This is a genomic window from Hungatella effluvii (genome assembly GCF_003201875.1).
Taxonomy (GTDB): Bacteria; Bacillota; Clostridia; order Lachnospirales; family Lachnospiraceae; genus Hungatella; species Hungatella effluvii.
Window position 1 is genome coordinate 101,483 of the sequence record NZ_QJKD01000006.1, and the last position, 16,925, is coordinate 118,407.

Annotated in this window: 16 protein-coding genes; 14 read left to right on the forward strand and 2 right to left on the reverse strand. The window is 48.8% G+C overall.

Translation table 11 applies throughout. From position 1 onward, the window contains the following. Positions 1-44: 44 nt before the first annotated feature. Positions 45-1,382, forward strand: a complete 1,338-nt coding sequence (locus DFR60_RS12845) for an MATE family efflux transporter (RefSeq protein ID WP_432764113.1) — start codon at positions 45-47, stop codon at positions 1,380-1,382. A gap of 32 nt (positions 1,383-1,414) precedes the next feature. Here the strand turns inward: DFR60_RS12845 and DFR60_RS12850 are convergent, their stop codons facing one another. Further along, positions 1,415-2,257: a YitT family protein gene (locus DFR60_RS12850; RefSeq protein ID WP_025530854.1), complete on the reverse strand. Its 843-nt coding sequence runs from the start codon at positions 2,255-2,257 to the stop codon at positions 1,415-1,417. Positions 2,258-2,528: 271 nt separating this feature from the next. Here DFR60_RS12850 and DFR60_RS12855 point away from each other — a divergent pair, with 271 nt between their 5' ends. From DFR60_RS12855 to DFR60_RS12895, 9 genes are all read left to right on the forward strand, one after another. Continuing rightward, entirely contained in the window at positions 2,529-2,912 is a 384-nt protein-coding gene (locus DFR60_RS12855) for a heavy-metal-associated domain-containing protein (RefSeq protein ID WP_110323247.1), read from the forward strand. Positions 2,913-2,945: 33 nt separating this feature from the next. After that, positions 2,946-3,497, forward strand: a complete 552-nt coding sequence (locus tag DFR60_RS12860; protein WP_110323248.1) for a MarR family winged helix-turn-helix transcriptional regulator — start codon at positions 2,946-2,948, stop codon at positions 3,495-3,497. Between the two features lie 64 nt (positions 3,498-3,561). Further along, positions 3,562-3,933 carry a metal-dependent transcriptional regulator gene (locus tag DFR60_RS12865; protein WP_110323249.1) on the forward strand — a complete coding sequence of 124 codons (372 nt, stop codon included), beginning with the start codon at positions 3,562-3,564 and terminating at the stop codon, positions 3,931-3,933. Positions 3,934-4,053: 120 nt separating this feature from the next. Continuing rightward, complete coding sequence (locus tag DFR60_RS12870; protein ID WP_110323250.1) at positions 4,054-5,616, forward strand: sensor domain-containing diguanylate cyclase; 1,563 nt, start codon at positions 4,054-4,056, stop codon at positions 5,614-5,616. 4 nt (positions 5,617-5,620) lie between these two features. Next, the gene (locus tag DFR60_RS12875) at positions 5,621-6,943 is read left to right on the forward strand and encodes a nucleotidyl cyclase domain-containing protein (RefSeq protein ID WP_110323251.1); all 1,323 of its coding nucleotides are present in this window, start codon (positions 5,621-5,623) and stop codon (positions 6,941-6,943) included. Between the two features lie 26 nt (positions 6,944-6,969). Next, on the forward strand, positions 6,970-8,187 hold the full coding sequence (locus DFR60_RS12880) for a hypothetical protein (protein ID WP_110323252.1): 1,218 nt from the start codon (positions 6,970-6,972) through the stop codon (positions 8,185-8,187). Positions 8,188-8,253: 66 nt separating this feature from the next. Further along, complete coding sequence (locus DFR60_RS12885) at positions 8,254-8,613, forward strand: molecular chaperone Hsp90 (RefSeq protein WP_110323253.1); 360 nt, start codon at positions 8,254-8,256, stop codon at positions 8,611-8,613. 95 nt (positions 8,614-8,708) lie between these two features. After that, on the forward strand, positions 8,709-10,208 hold the full coding sequence (locus DFR60_RS12890) for an RtcB family protein (RefSeq protein ID WP_110323254.1): 1,500 nt from the start codon (positions 8,709-8,711) through the stop codon (positions 10,206-10,208). 107 nt (positions 10,209-10,315) lie between these two features. Next, on the forward strand, positions 10,316-10,939 hold the full coding sequence (locus DFR60_RS12895; protein WP_110323255.1) for a DUF4317 family protein: 624 nt from the start codon (positions 10,316-10,318) through the stop codon (positions 10,937-10,939). 132 nt (positions 10,940-11,071) lie between these two features. Here DFR60_RS12895 and DFR60_RS12900 read toward each other — a convergent pair whose 3' ends face one another. Then, positions 11,072-11,998 carry an alpha/beta hydrolase gene (locus DFR60_RS12900; protein ID WP_110323256.1) on the reverse strand — a complete coding sequence of 309 codons (927 nt, stop codon included), beginning with the start codon at positions 11,996-11,998 and terminating at the stop codon, positions 11,072-11,074. A gap of 127 nt (positions 11,999-12,125) precedes the next feature. Between DFR60_RS12900 and DFR60_RS12905 the strand changes: the two genes are divergently transcribed. From DFR60_RS12905 to hflX, 4 genes are all read left to right on the forward strand, one after another. Continuing rightward, positions 12,126-12,671: a TetR/AcrR family transcriptional regulator gene (locus tag DFR60_RS12905; protein ID WP_110323257.1), complete on the forward strand. Its 546-nt coding sequence runs from the start codon at positions 12,126-12,128 to the stop codon at positions 12,669-12,671. A gap of 343 nt (positions 12,672-13,014) precedes the next feature. Then, positions 13,015-13,773: a tRNA lysidine(34) synthetase gene (locus DFR60_RS12910; RefSeq protein ID WP_110323258.1), complete on the forward strand. Its 759-nt coding sequence runs from the start codon at positions 13,015-13,017 to the stop codon at positions 13,771-13,773. Positions 13,774-13,812: 39 nt separating this feature from the next. Continuing rightward, on the forward strand, positions 13,813-14,865 hold the full coding sequence (locus DFR60_RS12915) for a tyrosine-type recombinase/integrase (protein ID WP_110323259.1): 1,053 nt from the start codon (positions 13,813-13,815) through the stop codon (positions 14,863-14,865). 683 nt (positions 14,866-15,548) lie between these two features. Continuing rightward, the gene (hflX, locus tag DFR60_RS12920; RefSeq protein WP_110323260.1) at positions 15,549-16,832 is read left to right on the forward strand and encodes a GTPase HflX; all 1,284 of its coding nucleotides are present in this window, start codon (positions 15,549-15,551) and stop codon (positions 16,830-16,832) included. Positions 16,833-16,925 lie beyond the last annotated feature (93 nt).

Here is a 16,925-nt window from a genome sequence, read left to right on the forward strand (position 1 = left end):
AGAAGATAGTGATAGATAATCAGAAAACCGTTTTATTTGAGCAGATGCCAGTGCCGAAGGCGGTTATGAAACTGGCAGTTCCGACCATTTTAAGTTCCCTGGTTATGGTCATTTACAACCTGGCGGACACGTATTTCGTCGGAATGATGAACAATCCGGTGCAGAACGCTGCGGTTACGCTGGCGGCACCGGTGCTGCTGGCATTTAATGCGGTCAACAATCTGTTTGGCGTAGGCAGTTCCAGCATGATGAGCCGGGCTTTGGGACGGAAGGATTACGAAACGGTCCGCCAGAGTTCAGCCTTTGGCTTCTACTGCGCACTGTTTTTCGGCTTCCTGCTGTCCTTCGCCTGTACCGTGTTTCACCAGCCGCTGCTGACGCTTTTAGGCGCGGATGCGAACACGGCGCAGGCTACGGCGGAATATTTAAAATGGACCGTGTCTTTCGGCGCAGCGCCCGCGATCTTGAACGTGGTTATGGCATATCTGGTGAGATCGGAAGGCGCGTCGCTCCATGCCAGCATCGGAACCATGAGCGGATGTTTGCTAAATATAATCCTCGATCCCATATTTATTCTCCCGTGGGGACTGAACATGGGGGCGGCCGGAGCGGGTCTTGCCACCTTTTTATCCAACTGTGTGGCCTGTATCTACTTTTTTGTCCTGCTTTACGTGCGCAGATCGAATACCTTTATCTGCATCCTTCCGAAGAATTTCCGCCTGAAAAAGGCGATTATTCTCGGCGTGTGCGGTGTGGGAATCCCGGCGGCTATCCAGAACCTGTTTAATGTGACGGGGATGACGATTTTGAATAATTTTACCTCTTCCTTTGGGGCCGATGCGGTGGCGGCCATGGGAATCGCTCAGAAAATCAACATGGTGCCGGTACAGATCGCCCTCGGCTTTTCCCAGGGCATCATGCCTCTGGTAAGCTACAGTTATGCCAGCGGAAACAGGAAACGGATGAAGGATGCGATCCTCTTTACGGTGAAGACGCTGCTTCCATTCCTGTTCTGTGTCTCCCTGTTCTATTATATCGGGGCGGGCAGCCTGACCAGGGCATTTATGAATAATGAGGCCATTATCGCCTATGGAACGCGGTTCCTGCGCGGCTTTTGCCTGGCGCTTCCGTTTCTCTGTATGGATTTCCTGGCAGTCGGTGTGTTTCAGGCGGTTGGTATGGGAAAAGCGGCGCTTACCTTCGCCGTGCTCCGTAAGATTATCCTGGAGATTCCGGCACTCTACGCGCTCAATTACTTATTCCCGCTTTATGGCCTGACGTACGCCCAGTTCACGGCAGAATTTGTGCTGGCAATTGCGGCCGTGTGGATGCTGACACGCATCTTCAGAAGAATGCGGGAAGGCGAAGCATCGGTGGGATAGAGTATGGTTGAATAACTATATCTGTGCCGGCCTCAGCGTTTCGGGCGATAGATGATCTCATTGACGGTGTAAACCGTGACAAATGCATTTTTATCCGTTTTCATGATATAGGACATCAGCATGGCGTATTCGTTTTTATCGACGATGGTAATGATCTCTTTTTTCGGCTGGTTGTCGTAGGCTCCGATTGCCTCATAGATGGTGGCACCGCTGTGGAGATGGTGCAGGATGAAGTCCCTGATTTCTTCCTCGCGCTTCGAGATGATGCACACCCGTTTCTTTAAGTTGAAGCCGAAGATGAAATGATCCAGTGCGATCCCGTTTAAATACGTTCCCAGCACGCTCAGCACCACGATCTTCTTATCGTAGACCAGGGCGGAGGACAGCGCGACGCACATGCCGGCAAGGGACATGGCTTTTCCCAAGTCCATGTGAAAGTATTTATTCAGAAATTTTGCAACGATATCCAGGCCGCCGGATGACGCATTTCGGTTAAACAGCATGGCGAGTCCGATACTGACCACGAAGATGTAGCAGAGCATGTCCAGAAACGCATCGTTTGTAATCGATTGATTGTTCGGGAAAAGCAGTTCAAACACACCCAGCATTACAGGGAGCAGAAGCGAGGTATAGACGGTCTTTGCGCCGAATTCCCTGCCGATAAACAGAAATCCCAGGATCAGAAGGAAGATATTCAAGACAAGGGTGATGGCCGATATTTTCAGCGGAATAAAGTTGCCCAGAACGATGGCCAGACCGGAGATGCTTCCTACCGACACGTGGCTGGGGATCAGAAAGAAAAACACGGCAGCAGCCACGATAACAGTTGCAAAGGTTATAATTAAGAATTCCCGGATTGCTTCCCATTTTTTCATATGGAACCTCCAATAAAATTAGTGATATACTCCGCGGCGCATCATCGGCCGTGAGGAGTTCTGTCCGTATTGTAACATAAGGAAACCGTTCTTGCGAGAGCAAAATGCAGTAAAATTATAAAAACAGGGGGCATATCATCTGGCCTCCTGTTTTCTATTGCTGCAGCAATTACAAAGGTACCTTCATTTTCTTCTTGACATTTTGCAAAGGTACCTTTATAATGTGAAAAGAAGGTACCTTAGTATTTGACTGTTGAAAGGAGAGAGTATTATGTCAACAATAATAATCGGTCTGTTTTTAGTTGCAATGGCGGTCTGTTCGCTGAGACTTTCTGCCTTGCGTCTGGCAGGGGGCTGCTGCGGCGGGTCCGGTCAGCCGTACATTCCTAAAGTGAAGGTTCAGGATCGTAATCGGTTCCATTATCCATACCATACGAGTTTAAAGATATCCGGGATGTCGTCCGGCAACAGCGCGGTCTGTGTGGAGAACGCGTTAAACAGCATGGAGGGAGTATGGGCAAAGGTGAATCTGCTCAATGAAAAGGTCAGCGTTTATATGAAACAGGAGGTGGACGAGGCGGCGCTTCGGATTGCCCTCAGGGACGCGGGCTATGCAGTCTGCAGGGAAACGGAATATGGAGCGGCGGAGCTTTGATCAAACGACGACAGGGATGAGAGGAGAAAGACGATGAAACAGAATGCGCACGAACTGATGGAGCGGTTAATGCGGATGCAGTGGCTGCTCAACCGGTATTTTCACCGGAATTTAAGAGATCGCGGCGTTCCCTACCGCGGGCAGGGAAGGGTGCTTAAGGTGTTGAAGATGAAACCGGAGATTCCCCAGAAGGAGCTGTCAGAGATTCTGGGAATGAGGCCTCAGTCCATCGGAGAACTGCTGTCCAAGCTGGAGAAGAAGGGCTATATCACGCGGACGCCGTCACTCAATGATAAACGCGTCATAATCGTTCGCTTGACGGAAAAGGGGGCCGGCGCAGAGGAGAGCGGGAACAGCCAGTCTGATCCCGACGATATATTTGGCTGCCTTTCCGAGGAAGAACAGAGTACATTCAGGGAGTATTTAGACCGCATGATTGACGATCTGGAGGAACGCTGCGGTGAAGGCGGCGAACGGAGACGGCGCTGCCGCCGGAGTCAGGAATTTTCCTCTGAGTACCAGGAAGACGCAGAGGGGGCTGACTTTGACCGAAGACAGAGGCGCGATCGGTTCTTTCGCGGCTGACAGTTTATTTTGTAGTTACCATTTTACTTTCCATACCAATATTGAACAGGAGGCAGATGTTCCTATGGCACTGACGATGTCACGTGAAAATTATTTGAAGATTATTTATATCCTGAAGAAGGCGAACGGGGAGGTACGGTCGATTGATATTGCAAATTATATGGAGCTGTCAAAGCCCAGTGTCTGCGCGGCTGTGAAACAGCTGCAGACGCAGGGCTACATCATAAAGGCTGGGAACGGAATCATCGAGCTTACGGACAGAGGCAGATCGGAGGCCGAACGGGTGTTTGAAAGACATTGCTTCTTCGAGGAAAAGCTGATTGCCGCCGGCGTTTCCCCGGAACAGGCGCATGCGGATGCCGCCAGGCTGGAGCACGCGGTCAGTAACGAGAGTTTTAACGCGCTGAAAAAGGCGGGCCTGCCTGCAGGCAGTTAAATATGCACAATGAGATATAGGAAATATGCACAATGAAATTAAAATAGTGTCATACCATGGTTTCTGTGCTATACTGGACATGTGTCAATTTACTTACGATTATTATTAGGAGATAGCTGCATGAAGAGAGATGTCATACGAAAGAACAGTCAGGATGCTGAGCTCTTTCCCTTCGCGCCGATCCGCAGACGCTTTCTCATTTTCTGCATCGTATGTGTCCTGGCGGTCATGTTCAGCGGCGCATGTCTTACGGTCCGAAAAATGAGGCAATCCGCGGAGGCCGCATATCAAAGCGCTTCTGCACAGATATCGCAGAAGGTAGGGGAGTCCATAAAGCTGCTGATTTCACTGGCGGCGCTGCCGGAATTTTATGATCCGGACGTTCCGTGGGAGTCGAAGACAGCGAAGCTTGATGAGATCAATCAATATTTCGGGTATATGTTCATCTGCTATGTGGATGAGGACATTGAGGTCTATACTCTGGGAGAGGAAGCCGCGAGTCTGGCCAGCCGTGAATATATGCAGACGCTTTATTCGACCAGGGAGATTCAGGTGACGGATGGCTTCGTGGCAGGAGCGGACGGCCGGACTTTGAATTACACGGTCGCGGTGCCTCTGATTCAGGATGACGTCATGACCGGCAGTCTGTTCTGTTCCATCTATTTTGATGATGCCGTCAATCTGTTAAAGCAGTCCGCGGCGGCCAACGGGACGGAGGCCGTCCTGATCGGTTCCAAGGGCCAGATCATGTCGTCCACCGGAGGCCTGGCGTTTGGCGCGTCCTACACGGAGATTCTTCATGAGTATAAACTGATGGGACTCACGACGGACAAGCTGGAGACGCTTCTGCTGGCGAGGAATTCCGGCTCTTTCAGGAGTCTGAAGGCGGGGAATTCCCGATATACCGTGTTCGGGCCGATCGAGAATACGAACTGGGATATTCTGGTGACAGTCGATTTCCTGTCGCTGTTTTCTGCAGAGCTGCCATTCCTTCTGCTGGCTGCGCTGTTTCATATACTCATTACGCTGATTCTGTATCTGTTCGTTAAAAAACATATATTTGGTCAGATGGCGATCATGGAAAATCTTCTGACCTCGATACATAAGATGGAGAAAAAGCTGTACAGCAATGCAATCGCTCCGGAGAGTGTTGATTATGAGGATATTCTCCAGATGTCCAGCAAGGGGCTGCGGGATGAACTCACAGGCCTTGCAACCAGGACATTTTTCCTGAATCAGCTGGAAAAGCTGCTGCGGGATGGAAACGCTTCCGGCAAGCTGTCTCTCTGCTTTGTAGATCTGGACGATTTGAAGCTGCTGAACGATACGTACGGCCATCAGGCCGGAGATTCCGCACTGAAGAAGATCGGCTTTATCCTGCGCGGATATGAAAAGAAATATGAGGGCGTTGTAGGCAGGTACGGAGGTGATGAATTTATTCTGATCCTTAAGGATATCGACAGCGTGAAAGAGCTGAATGATGTTTTGGGCGAGCTTGTCGAACGGCTGCATTTTACCATTACCGTAAACGGAACGGAGATCCCTGTCCACTGCAGCATGGGGGCGTGTGTCTGGAATCGGAAGGATACGTTAAAGACCCTGATTTCAAAGGCGGACAAGGCCCTGTACGATGTGAAACGCCATGGAAAAGGAACGTACTCCCTTTTCCTGAATGGAGAATAATACTATGTTTTTCAAAGACAAAAGAAAGTGGATTCCATTCGGTATCCTGATTGTGTTTGTGATCGGTACTGCCGTGCTGGTACGGAGTGAGATTCAATCTGCCTCCGTTCAGAAACGGCAGAATGAGGCGCAGACGGCGCTCAGCTTCTTCTATGAAAATCTGTCGGTAAACTTTGAAAGGCTCAATTATGCAAAGCAGCTGTCTTATACCGATCCTTATCTTGACAAGGATCTAAAGCTTTTTGAGCAGGTATCGCTGAGGCTGCTGGCGGAATATTCCGCCATTGAGGCGATTGTTTACTTTGAAGGGGATACGGTGACGGCGGTATATCCGAAGGAGGAATACGGGGAAGTCGTGGGAAAAGAGCTTCGGGAGTTTTCCTACAGCTATACTCTGGCAAAAGTGATAAAAGACGGCGTGATCGAGGGACCGGAGCAGCTGGGAGTTAATCAAAAGGACGTATTTCTTTTTCTTTATCCCATGATTGAGGAGAATGAGTATAAGGGAGAAATCGCGGTGGCTCTCGACCGGGACTACGTGATCTCACAGATGGGACTCGGCTTTCTGGAGGAGGCAGGCTATGATTACGAGCTGTGGAGAGTCAATTCCATGGGGGAGAATAAGAACGTAATCGCCGTATCTGACTCGTCGATTGATTTTTCCGATGCAGTGAAATTTACGTTCAGTCTTCCGGCCGTATGGACGCTCAGCATCATACCGGAGAATGGCTGGTTTTCTGTAAAACAGCGTGCGGCCCTCAATGTCTGCTGCGGTGCGGCTGCACTTCTCGTCATAGCGCTGGCTATGCTTGCGTGGCGGATCACGGAGCAGAAACGGGAGCTTTACAAAGCTGGCCATACGGAGCCGGACAGCGGTCTATTCACTGTCGAAGGCTTCTGCGATTTTGTTGACCGCCGAATTGGGAGAAAGCCGCAGACCAGCCTCTGCGTGCTCTATGTCCGGCTGTCCAATTTCCGGAGGCTGTCCGGGGCGGCCAGCAGGGAGGAAGTGCTTGCCTATCTTGGCCGGATCCGCGGAAGCATCGGGGAGAATTTCCCTGCCGGAACGCTGGCCGCAAGGCTGAGCGAAGAGGTTATTGCGATCGCTCTGTTTGAAGACAGGGAGAGCGGGGCCGCTGAGGAGATGATCGAGGAGTTTGTTCTGCAGCTGTTCTGGAAGCGGAGCATGAGTGGTAAAAAGGAATTTGTGAATCCGGAATACTGCACAGTGTCTTATCCGGCGGACGGCTCCCATGCAGCAGAGCTTCTAAGGCATGCGGCGGAATGTTTTGAGCGGGAATTTAAAGAGAAAGAACAGATGGTTTGAAAAGAACATACCGGAGAGGAAAACACATGAAAAAAAGGACTGACAGATGGAGGGCAGCAGTGGCCTGTATCGCTCTTTACGGCGTGCTGACTGCCTGCGGACAGAAGGAAAAGGTACAGGACTTAACAGAATCGGGAATCACAGCGGAAGCGTCAGAGGGCGAAAACGGCGGCGGAAGCGGCGGAGAACCTGAGATTAAGATCGAGAACGGGAGTAAAGAGCAGCAGGCAGCAGGAACCCAGGGAGCGGATTCTTCCGGCGCCGGAGAGAATGGATACAGGATCATCAGGGACCAGACGTTTGAGGCGAACTTGAACCCTTTGGGAAAGGTGACATTTGTCTCCTATGAACCGGAGGCAGGGGAGAATTCCACCGCAGATGCACGGTTCGAACTGAAGGACGGTGATCGGACTATCGCGGTTTTAGACGGCGTATATAAGGATAATAACCGTGAAAAGGAACGGTTTCAAAAGGTGGAGGCGGTGTCTTTCCCCGACTATAACAGCGATGGTTTCAACGATATTATAATCATATGCAGCTATTTACCGATGTCTGGGACAGAGGCCGGCCGTTCCGAGGTGAGAATCTACAGCGGAAGTGAAAGCGGCGCATTTACCCTGGAAAAGGGACTGTCGGAAACAGCCGATTCTGCGCTTGCGGAGAAGACGGTTCAATCCGTACTGGGATTTCTGGGAGCAGGAAAGAAGAATGAAGCGCCTGCCGGATGGAAGCAGGCGTACATCGATTATCTTCAGGCCCAAGACATAGAAGAGTGGGTTGGATATCAGCTGATCTATCTCAATGATGACGACATACCAGAGCTTGTAAAGATCGGAAACAGTGAGGCGGTGGGCTGTATGATCGCCGCCTGCGCCGGCGGTTCTGTCGTTGATAACCAGTTGAACCGGCTGTATTTCAGCTATATTGAGAAGGGAAACCTTCTCTGCAATTCTGAGGGAAATATGGATAACTACTATGACCTGGTATACACCATGACAGACGGTCAGTTATCGCTGGTTGCCAGCGGTTACTATGGGGCGAAGGACAATTCAAAGCTTGAATTCGACGAAAACGGGGATCCGATCTACCAGTATGAATGGAACGGCAAGCTGATGTCCCATGAAGAATACAGCAGGGCATTAAACGCAGTCTATGACACCTCGAAAGCCAGGGACGGGTATGCGTGGGAGCAGTATCTTTCCAGGGAACAGGCCATTCAAAAAATCAGTGAAATGCAGCAGTGACATTGCAAAGATGGAATGACTATGGTAAAATATAGAAAAATTCTGTAAGAAAGAGAGGCGTCAATAATGGATAAAAACGTATTGGATTATGTTGTTGAGAAGACAAACGATTTAATGGGTGCACCGTCATGCAGCGGCGAGGCAAAGGCAGCGGCCCAGGCCTGGCTCGATGCAGTTGGAACTGACCGGGAAGCGAAAGAAACCAGGAGGTATGTGGAGGAACTGGAAGCGGATATTATGCCGATTGACGGCCTGATCGGTTTTGCAGAATCCGAGCACGGTGCTCAGGTCTTCGGAGCGGACAAGGCGAAGGCTGTGGCGGCTCATGCAAGAGAGATCAAAGCAGCCGGAGCAAAGTATTGTGATTGTCCGGCCTGTGCGGCTGTGGAGGCTATTCTTGAAAAGAAGGATACTCTTCTGGGCTAGAAGAAACAAAGAAACGGAATACTTAACAGGGCATCGGTCAGCAATGGCCGGTGCCTTTTACCACATGAACAATACAGGTTTAGAAAGCGAATTGTATGGAGCTTAAAATAGAATTTGGCAGCCAGTCCTGCGGCGTGTCTCTCTTCCTTCCGGAAGGAACGAAACCGGATAAAAAAGCCATGGATGAACTGAGAAGTATGATGCAGATGGAATGTACCGTGGAGCGCATGAAGGCGGTGGGAAGCTTTTTTGAGAATCCGGACAGTGCTGTGAGAAAGGCCGCCGTGACGCCGGATTTTCACAAGGGCGCAGGCATTCCCATCGGCACGGTACTGATGACGGAGGGATTTGTGATTCCCCAGGCCATGGGCAATGACATTAACTGCGGGATGCGGCTGTATACCACGGATTTGAAGGAGGAAGAACTGGAGCGCAGGCTGTCCTCCCTGCTGCCGGAGGTTCGCCGGATCTTCTTTGAAGGCGGCCGCGGCATTGCCATGAATGGAATTCAGAGGGAAGCCATGCTGAAAGATGGCCTCACTGGCCTGCTTGAGACCTCCGGAAAGGCGGCAGGAAAAGGAATCTGGAGGTTTTACAACCGGGAAGAACAGGAAAAGGAACTGGAGTATACCGCATTTCACGGAAGCCTGAAGGCCGGCGATACGGAAGGGCTGGGAGATTTTACCGGAGATCCCCATTTCCTGTCCTACGACGATCAGATCGGCTCCATAGGAGGCGGAAATCATTTCGTGGAAATGCAGCGCGTGGCCGAGATCTATGACGGGCAGACCGCCAACGCCTGGGGAATCAGGAAGGGCGCGGTCCTTATTATGATACATACCGGTTCTCTGACGATCGGCCATCAGAGCGGCAGGATCAACCAGATGATAACGAAAGGACTGTATCCGAGGGGCATCCCCCATCCGGATAATGGAATCTACCTTCTGCCGGAAAGAGGCGGAATGGACAGGGAATGGCGCCGTTTCTGCGATACCACCCGCAATGCCGCAAATTTTGGTTTTGCCAACCGGCTGTTTCTGGGGCTGATGCTTCAGAACGCCGTTGAAAATACGGTGCGCGCCTTTGGGATGAAGCTTCTGTACGACTCGCCCCATAATTTTATCTGGGAGAGAGAGGCGGAAGGCCGGAAGTATTACATTCACAGAAAGGGCGCCTGTTCGGCCAGAGGCATGGAAGAGATGGAGGGAACCCCATTCGCTTATTACGGGGAACCGGTGATGATTCCAGGTTCCATGGGAAGCTCCAGCTATCTCCTCAGAGGCATTGGGAATCCGGACGCACTGTGGAGTGCAAGCCATGGGGCGGGCCGTAGGCTGTCCAGAGGGGAAGCGATCCATGGCAGCGATGAGAAATTCCAGGAGTTTATGAAGAAATTTCACGTTATAACGCCCATCGATCCAAACAGGAGTGATTTGAAGGGGCGGAGCGATATCCTGAAGAAATGGGAGGAGTCCATACGATCTGAAGCTCCCTACGCTTATAAGGATATTGATAAGGTGGTGAAGGTCCATGAGAACCACGAGATGGCCGGCCTGGTGGCAAGAATGGAGCCGTTGTTTACGGTAAAGGCATAAGGCAGGACGATGCAGGGCTTTGAGGAAAGCTTTCAAGCGGACAGTTTTTATAAATATGCAGATGAAGAAAGACGGCAGAAAGACATTGGAAAGGTAATAGACAGATCATGATAAACAGAGAAGATATGCTGGAACTGACAAGGCGTATGACCCTTGCAAGAACATCCTTCACGAGGATCGCGGGCTGTTATGTGGACAGGGACGGAGATTTTGAGGGGAGTTTCAATACGAATTTCCTGAAAATATCCGCGCCGGAGAGGACGAAAAAACTGAAGCTGGCAAAGGAAATCCCTTTTTCGGCGACAAATGTTAATCTGAAGAAGTACGAGTTTCCCCAGAGCATGCGAAAGCCGGGAAGTATGTGGCAGCTGCTTATGGCCATGAATGAGTGCGGCTTAAAGAACGATGCCCTGATGGATACCTTTTACGACCTGGTTATGGAAAAATACCATAAAAATGCGGCATACGCGATTCTGGTCTTTCATGACCGGTACGATATTCCGGCAAAGGGGTCGGACGGAGAACGGCAGTGGGAGTCGGAGGAAGTGTTTGAATATATGATCTGCGCCATCTGCCCGATGACCGGGGAGTATGAGCCGGGAAAACCGGAATGCGGTTTTCTGTTCCCCGCATTTACAGACAGGAGCGGCGACCAGAACCATATTAATATCTTCCAGGCGGATGCTGACCGGCCTCACAGGGAGCTGCTGGAGATATTGGGGTTGGGATGAGGGCGGGAACTGCCTTTTTCAGAACGATGTTAAGTACCTGCTGAACTTTTTAGCGGACAGGGCAGAAATTACCGGGCAAAGCAATTCTGAAAGCAGGAATCCCCGCAGTTTTATCAGACCCTGGACCGATGGCTATAGATGGCTCTCTAAAAACGTAACGCATGCCTGCTCCAGTTGCATCAGTCCCGGCTCTTCTATGGGAAAATGCCCGGCGCCTTCCAGTATGACCGTTTGCTTTTCGCATGCCAGACGTTGATAGAAGAGAAGACTATACTTTAAATCAGTCCAATGATCTTCGGCGGGATGAACCAGAAGAAAGGGACAGGATTTAAAATCTTCGGGTTCTGTTTTTATGACCGGATTCAGCATGGTGTGGATGAAGGCCAGAGAAACCCTGGCTCCGGAAGATTTTTTGTCTTTTATCAGAACCGCGGCAAGCTCTTTATTGTTGACAATCGCTTTCATATTGCCAATCCATTTCATTGGAATTCTGATATGGCCTGCAACTGTTTGCAACAGCGCCAGAGCGGGCTTGGCGGCCATTCCCACATAGGGATTTTTTGCAGAATGTTTCGTGACTTCCTTGTTTCTCTGATCGAGAATACAGGAGGCCATCAGACCATTAAGCTGAGGGCATTCCGTGGCTGTTTGATAGGCCAGCATGCCGCCGGCGCTGAGTCCGAATAAAAATGTGGGGAGTTGTTTCGTACTTTGATAGTGATTTACAATTTCGGTTCCGACGGAAACCCATGTCTGCCAGGTTACGTTCTTTGAACAATGGGTATACCCATATAATGGCAGATCCGGACAGATCACTTCGAATCCATTTCTCATGAAAGGCAGCGCAAGAGCAGAGAGCATGCGCCCGTTTCCGCCGACTCCATGAAAGAGTATGACTCTTCCTTTGGGGGAAGCTACTTTATAGTGATCAATATGGATCTCCATAGTGTCTATGGTTAAATAATATTCTTCGGGCAGTTCCGCTTTCTCCAATCGATTATGGGGCGGCAGATATTCCTGAACCTTTAACCAGGTCCGGTCATTTTGATAGCTGTCCATTCTGTTTTTCTCCTTACTGTTTAAATGTCCCACTTGTGGCATTTATGATTTTATATTATAATAAGACTATAGTCAATGAGGAGGAGACATGTTCCCCATATGACATAAAATGTGGCAGGAGACGCCTATGAACATGAAAAAAGAGAATCCCCTTACGGTTCAGTCGAAACAGTGGATATTAGAAGCACTGCTGAAATTAATGGAAGAGAAAGATTATGAGGAGATTACGATCAAAGAGCTGACGGCCCGTGCGGATCTGGACCGGAAGACCTTTTACCGAAATTTCCGTTCCAAAGAAGAGGTGTTATACCTACAGCTTCAGGAACTGTGTGATCTCTATATTCAAATGCTTCAGGATTTGCCGCAGCTTTCAGCTTATTCCGTGACAGAAGCGTACTTTTCGCTATGCCGGCAGTACGCCCATTTTTTCATGCTGCTGAAGCGGAACAATCTTCTTTTTCTGGTGCTGCAGAAATTTGATGAGTATTTGCCTGCGATCAATGATCTGTTTCTCAGTAATCCCGTGTATAGGGGCAAATCAAAGCAGGAGCTTATCTATCAGGCAGGCGGGTTCTGGAATATCACGATTCACTGGATAAACGATGGAATGGAAGAGAGCCCGAAGGAGATGGCGGAGGTGATCAGCAGTATCATGCCGTCACCGTTTAAGTAGATACAGGATCGTAAGAAACAACTTGTTGCCTCTCTAATTTTGCATTAACCGCTTTTATCATAATTTCCCTAATATTCATTATACCCATAGAATATTTTTTCTGATAAACATACCGGGGCCCCTCGGGCGTATTTAGTAATAGCCAGCAGAAGTGGTGATGGCGGCAGTGATTAAAAAAGAGTTATAGATAGTGAAAAATTATTTTCACGCATAGTTGAAAACCAATCCAAACCATGGTACGATAAAGAGAGCGATTTCCAACTATGCGCGAAACACTTCTTTAACGAATAGTTAGCGCTAAAAAGCGCCATTTTACATCAATTACATAAAGGAGCCATTTTACATGAAACTTCAACGGCTATACAGTCTCACCCGCCAGGCTATCGACTACTACCATCTGATTGAGGACGGCGACCATATCGCTGTCGGTATATCCGGTGGTAAAGACAGCCTCACTTTATTATATGCCTTACAGGGATTAAAACAATTTTATCCGAAGCAATTTGAATTATCCGCTATTACAGTAGATTTGGGCTTTGGAGAATTTGACTTATCTCCTGTCAAAGAACTCTGTGAGCGATTTTCAGTTCCTTATACGATAGTTTCTACGGAAATCGGAAAAATATTGTTCGACACACGCGAGGAATCCAATCCGTGCGCGCTCTGTGCAAAGCTTCGCAAAGGCGCTTTAAATGAAGCGGCCATAAAACTGGGCTGCAATAAAATTGCTTATGCGCATCATCGTGAGGACCTGATCGAAACCATGTTATTGTCATTAATTTATGAAGGCCGGTTTTACGCATTTTCTCCCAGTACGTATTTGGACCGTACCGGATTAACTGTGATTCGCCCGATGATTTACGTTAAGGAAGCCGATGTAATTGGCTTTAAGAACAAATACGATTTACCGGTATGTAAAAATCCGTGTCCTGTGGACGGCCATACAAAACGGGAATATGTTAAAAATTTAACGAAAACGCTGGAACGGGAAAATCCGGGTGTAAAAGATCGTCTTTTCCATGCGATTGTCGATGGAAATATTGAAGGCTGGCCGGAAATTCTCAGCAAATCCACAACGGAAGTTATAAAAAATTATGAATAAATCATGAGGGAATCATGATCGAATCAGGAGGCATTAATCATGAGTACACTCTCCTACCATCAGCAGAGAGATATTGAGAATGTAAAACATTTAAGGGAACTGATCCGGGAACTTCCGCCCTTCTGCGCCGATTTCTTTCGTGGAATCGAGCCGCGCACCTCCTCCAGGACCAGAATTGCCTATGCATATGATTTAAAAGTATTCTTCGATTTCCTTTTAAAGGAAAACCCTGTGATTGCGAAAATGGATATGAAAGACATCAGTCTGGCCCATCTCGACAATTTAAAGCTTGTGGACATGGAAGAATATATGGAGTATTTGAAATACCGTTTTAACGATAAAAATCAGGAAGTCACTAATAAAGAACGCGGAATCATGCGAAAAATTTCTTCACTGAAGAGCTTCTATAATTATTATTACCGGAATGAACGCCTTGTAAACAATCCTGCGGCTCTGGTACAGCTTCCCAAGCTTCACGAAAAAGAGATTATTCGTCTCGACGTGGACGAAGTCGCTCTTCTGCTGGACGAGGTGGAAAATGGGGATGCGCTCACGGAGAAGCAGAAAAGCTATCACGATAAGACGAAGCTGCGCGACCTGGCTCTGCTGACGCTGATGCTGGGGACTGGTATTCGTGTGTCGGAGTGCGTTGGCCTGGATATTGATGATATAGACTTTAAAAATGGCGGAATCCGCATTCACAGAAAAGGCGGAAAGGAAGTAACCGTTTATTTCGGCTCTGAGGTTGAAGACGCCCTTAACGATTATCTGGAAGAACGGAAAATGATCATTGCCGAGGAAGGCCACGAATCAGCCCTGTTCCTCTCTCTCCAGAGAAAGAGACTCGCCGTGCGCAGTGTGGAAAATCTGGTGAAAAAATACGCACGGATCGTGACCCCTTTAAAGAAAATTACGCCGCATAAGCTGCGCAGCACCTATGGAACCAATCTGTATAAAGAGACAAACGACATCTATCTGGTCGCAGATGTGCTGGGACACGCCGACGTCAATACGACGAAAAAGCATTACGCGGCTCTTGAAGATGAACGCCGGCGCAGTGCGCGGAATAAAGTACGGCTTCGTGAGGACTGAGATGTCCTTCATTTAAAAGACAATGCCTCGGATAGATTAACAATACTAGCCTCATAGCAAGTCTCCTACGTGTGGTATATAAGGACATTATCATAAATCAGTCATAACTAACTTTGGAAAGAACCAAAAAACACTTGACAGAATGATGCGAAGCCATTATGATCAAACTAGGTAATTTCAGGAACAACAGAAAGAAAATTATAGAAATCAGAGGTCTGAGAGATTGTTTATTAGATTAAGATAGTAAAGACTGTTCGTTATAAGAGATCATGTATAAATTCCATGGCGGCACGGTACCGTATCCATTCGCAGGTACGCTTATTTTGCATGGTTTATTTATATATGTTTATAACCGGAACAGTTTTTTTGTGTCTTAGTCTGCCGATCCGGCATGGATACAATCTCTTTTTTTGTACCTGAAATTACCAATATCACGATTAGGAGGTACGCGATGATGTCAGGAATGATATGCTTTTATATTCGGTTACGATTCAAATGTGTGAATAACAGGATGATAACACGTTTATAATCAGGCGGTTACAGCCGCGTACTGCGCAGAGCCAAATCGATACGGCTCGCTGCCCGCGGAAATAAAATTGCCGCCTGAAGCTGCGCCGCGCCCCTCTCCTTCCCTTCCCAGGACAGTGAGAAATGGGTACGGCAGCAAGGAGGCTGAACAATATATGAAACAACAGAATGAAACCATAAGACCCCGCGCTCTGCTGGCTGGGGTACATTTAAATGAAAACAATGATTTTGAAGTATCCATGAAAGAACTGCACAATCTGGTGAAGGCCTGCGATATGGATCCGGTGGCCAGAGTCGATCAAAATCTCTCCTGTATTAACGCCGCTTACTATATTGGCTCGGGAAAGGTTGGCGAGATTAGGGAAGCCGTGGAGACGCTTTACGTGGACTATGTCATTTTCAACGATACCTTATCTCCCTCCCAGCTTAAAAATCTGCAGAGGGAGATCGATGTGCCGGTGTGGGACCGGACCTACCTGATTCTGGAGATATTTTCACGGAGAGCCCGGACCAAAGAGGCTAAAATGCAGGTGGAATCGGCCAGACTTCAGTATATGCTGCCGAGACTTATGGGACTCAGAGACTCTCTGGGGCGCCAGGGCGGAGCCAGCGGTTCCTTGAGCAACAAGGGATCCGGTGAAAAGCAGATTGAGCTGGACCGGCGAAAAATAGAGGGGCGGATCAGTGAACTGAGGCGCGAACTGGAACGGATGGAGCAGGAACGCGAAGTCCAGAGAAGAAAACGGACCCAGGGAACGTATCCGCAGGCCGCGCTGGTCGGATATACCAACGCAGGCAAATCCACACTGCTGAACAAACTGGTGGAACTGTCCAGCGGAAAAGAGGAAAAGATGGTTATGGCGAAGGATATGCTGTTTGCTACGCTGGACACCACCGTTCGAAAGATATCCCTGAGCGGCAGCCAGGATTTCCTGCTCTCCGATACAGTAGGCTTTATCAGCCGTCTTCCCCACAGCCTGGTCAAGGCGTTCCGCTCCACGCTGGATGAGATACGTTATGCGGATCTTCTGCTTCATGTAGTGGATTTTTCGGATGAGCATTACAAAGAACAGATAGAGGTAACGGAGGAAACGCTGAAAGAACTGGGGGCCGGTGATATTCCAAGGATCTATATTATGAACAAGGCCGATTCCGTTATGGAGGAGGAAACGCTCCCTAAAATTTCGGATAACCGGATCTATATGTCGGCGAAATACGGCATCGGAATCCCGGAGCTGCTGCGTATGATGGAGAAGATTCTCTTTTCTGATTATCAGGAGGCCCAGTTCCTGATCCCTTATGAGAACGGTAATGTGGTCTACTACTTGAACAGCCGCGCCATAGTTCACAGCCGGGAGTTTCAGGAAAATGGAGTCTGCCTGACAGTCAGCTGCCGGGAGGGCGACAGGGAGAAATATAAGCAGTATCTGACGAGATAAGATAAGACTACCAATGAATAAAAGTACCTGATGTGCAGAAAACGTGTAACCGGTCTGCTGCATCAGGTACTTTTTTCACATAGTTCAATCTGT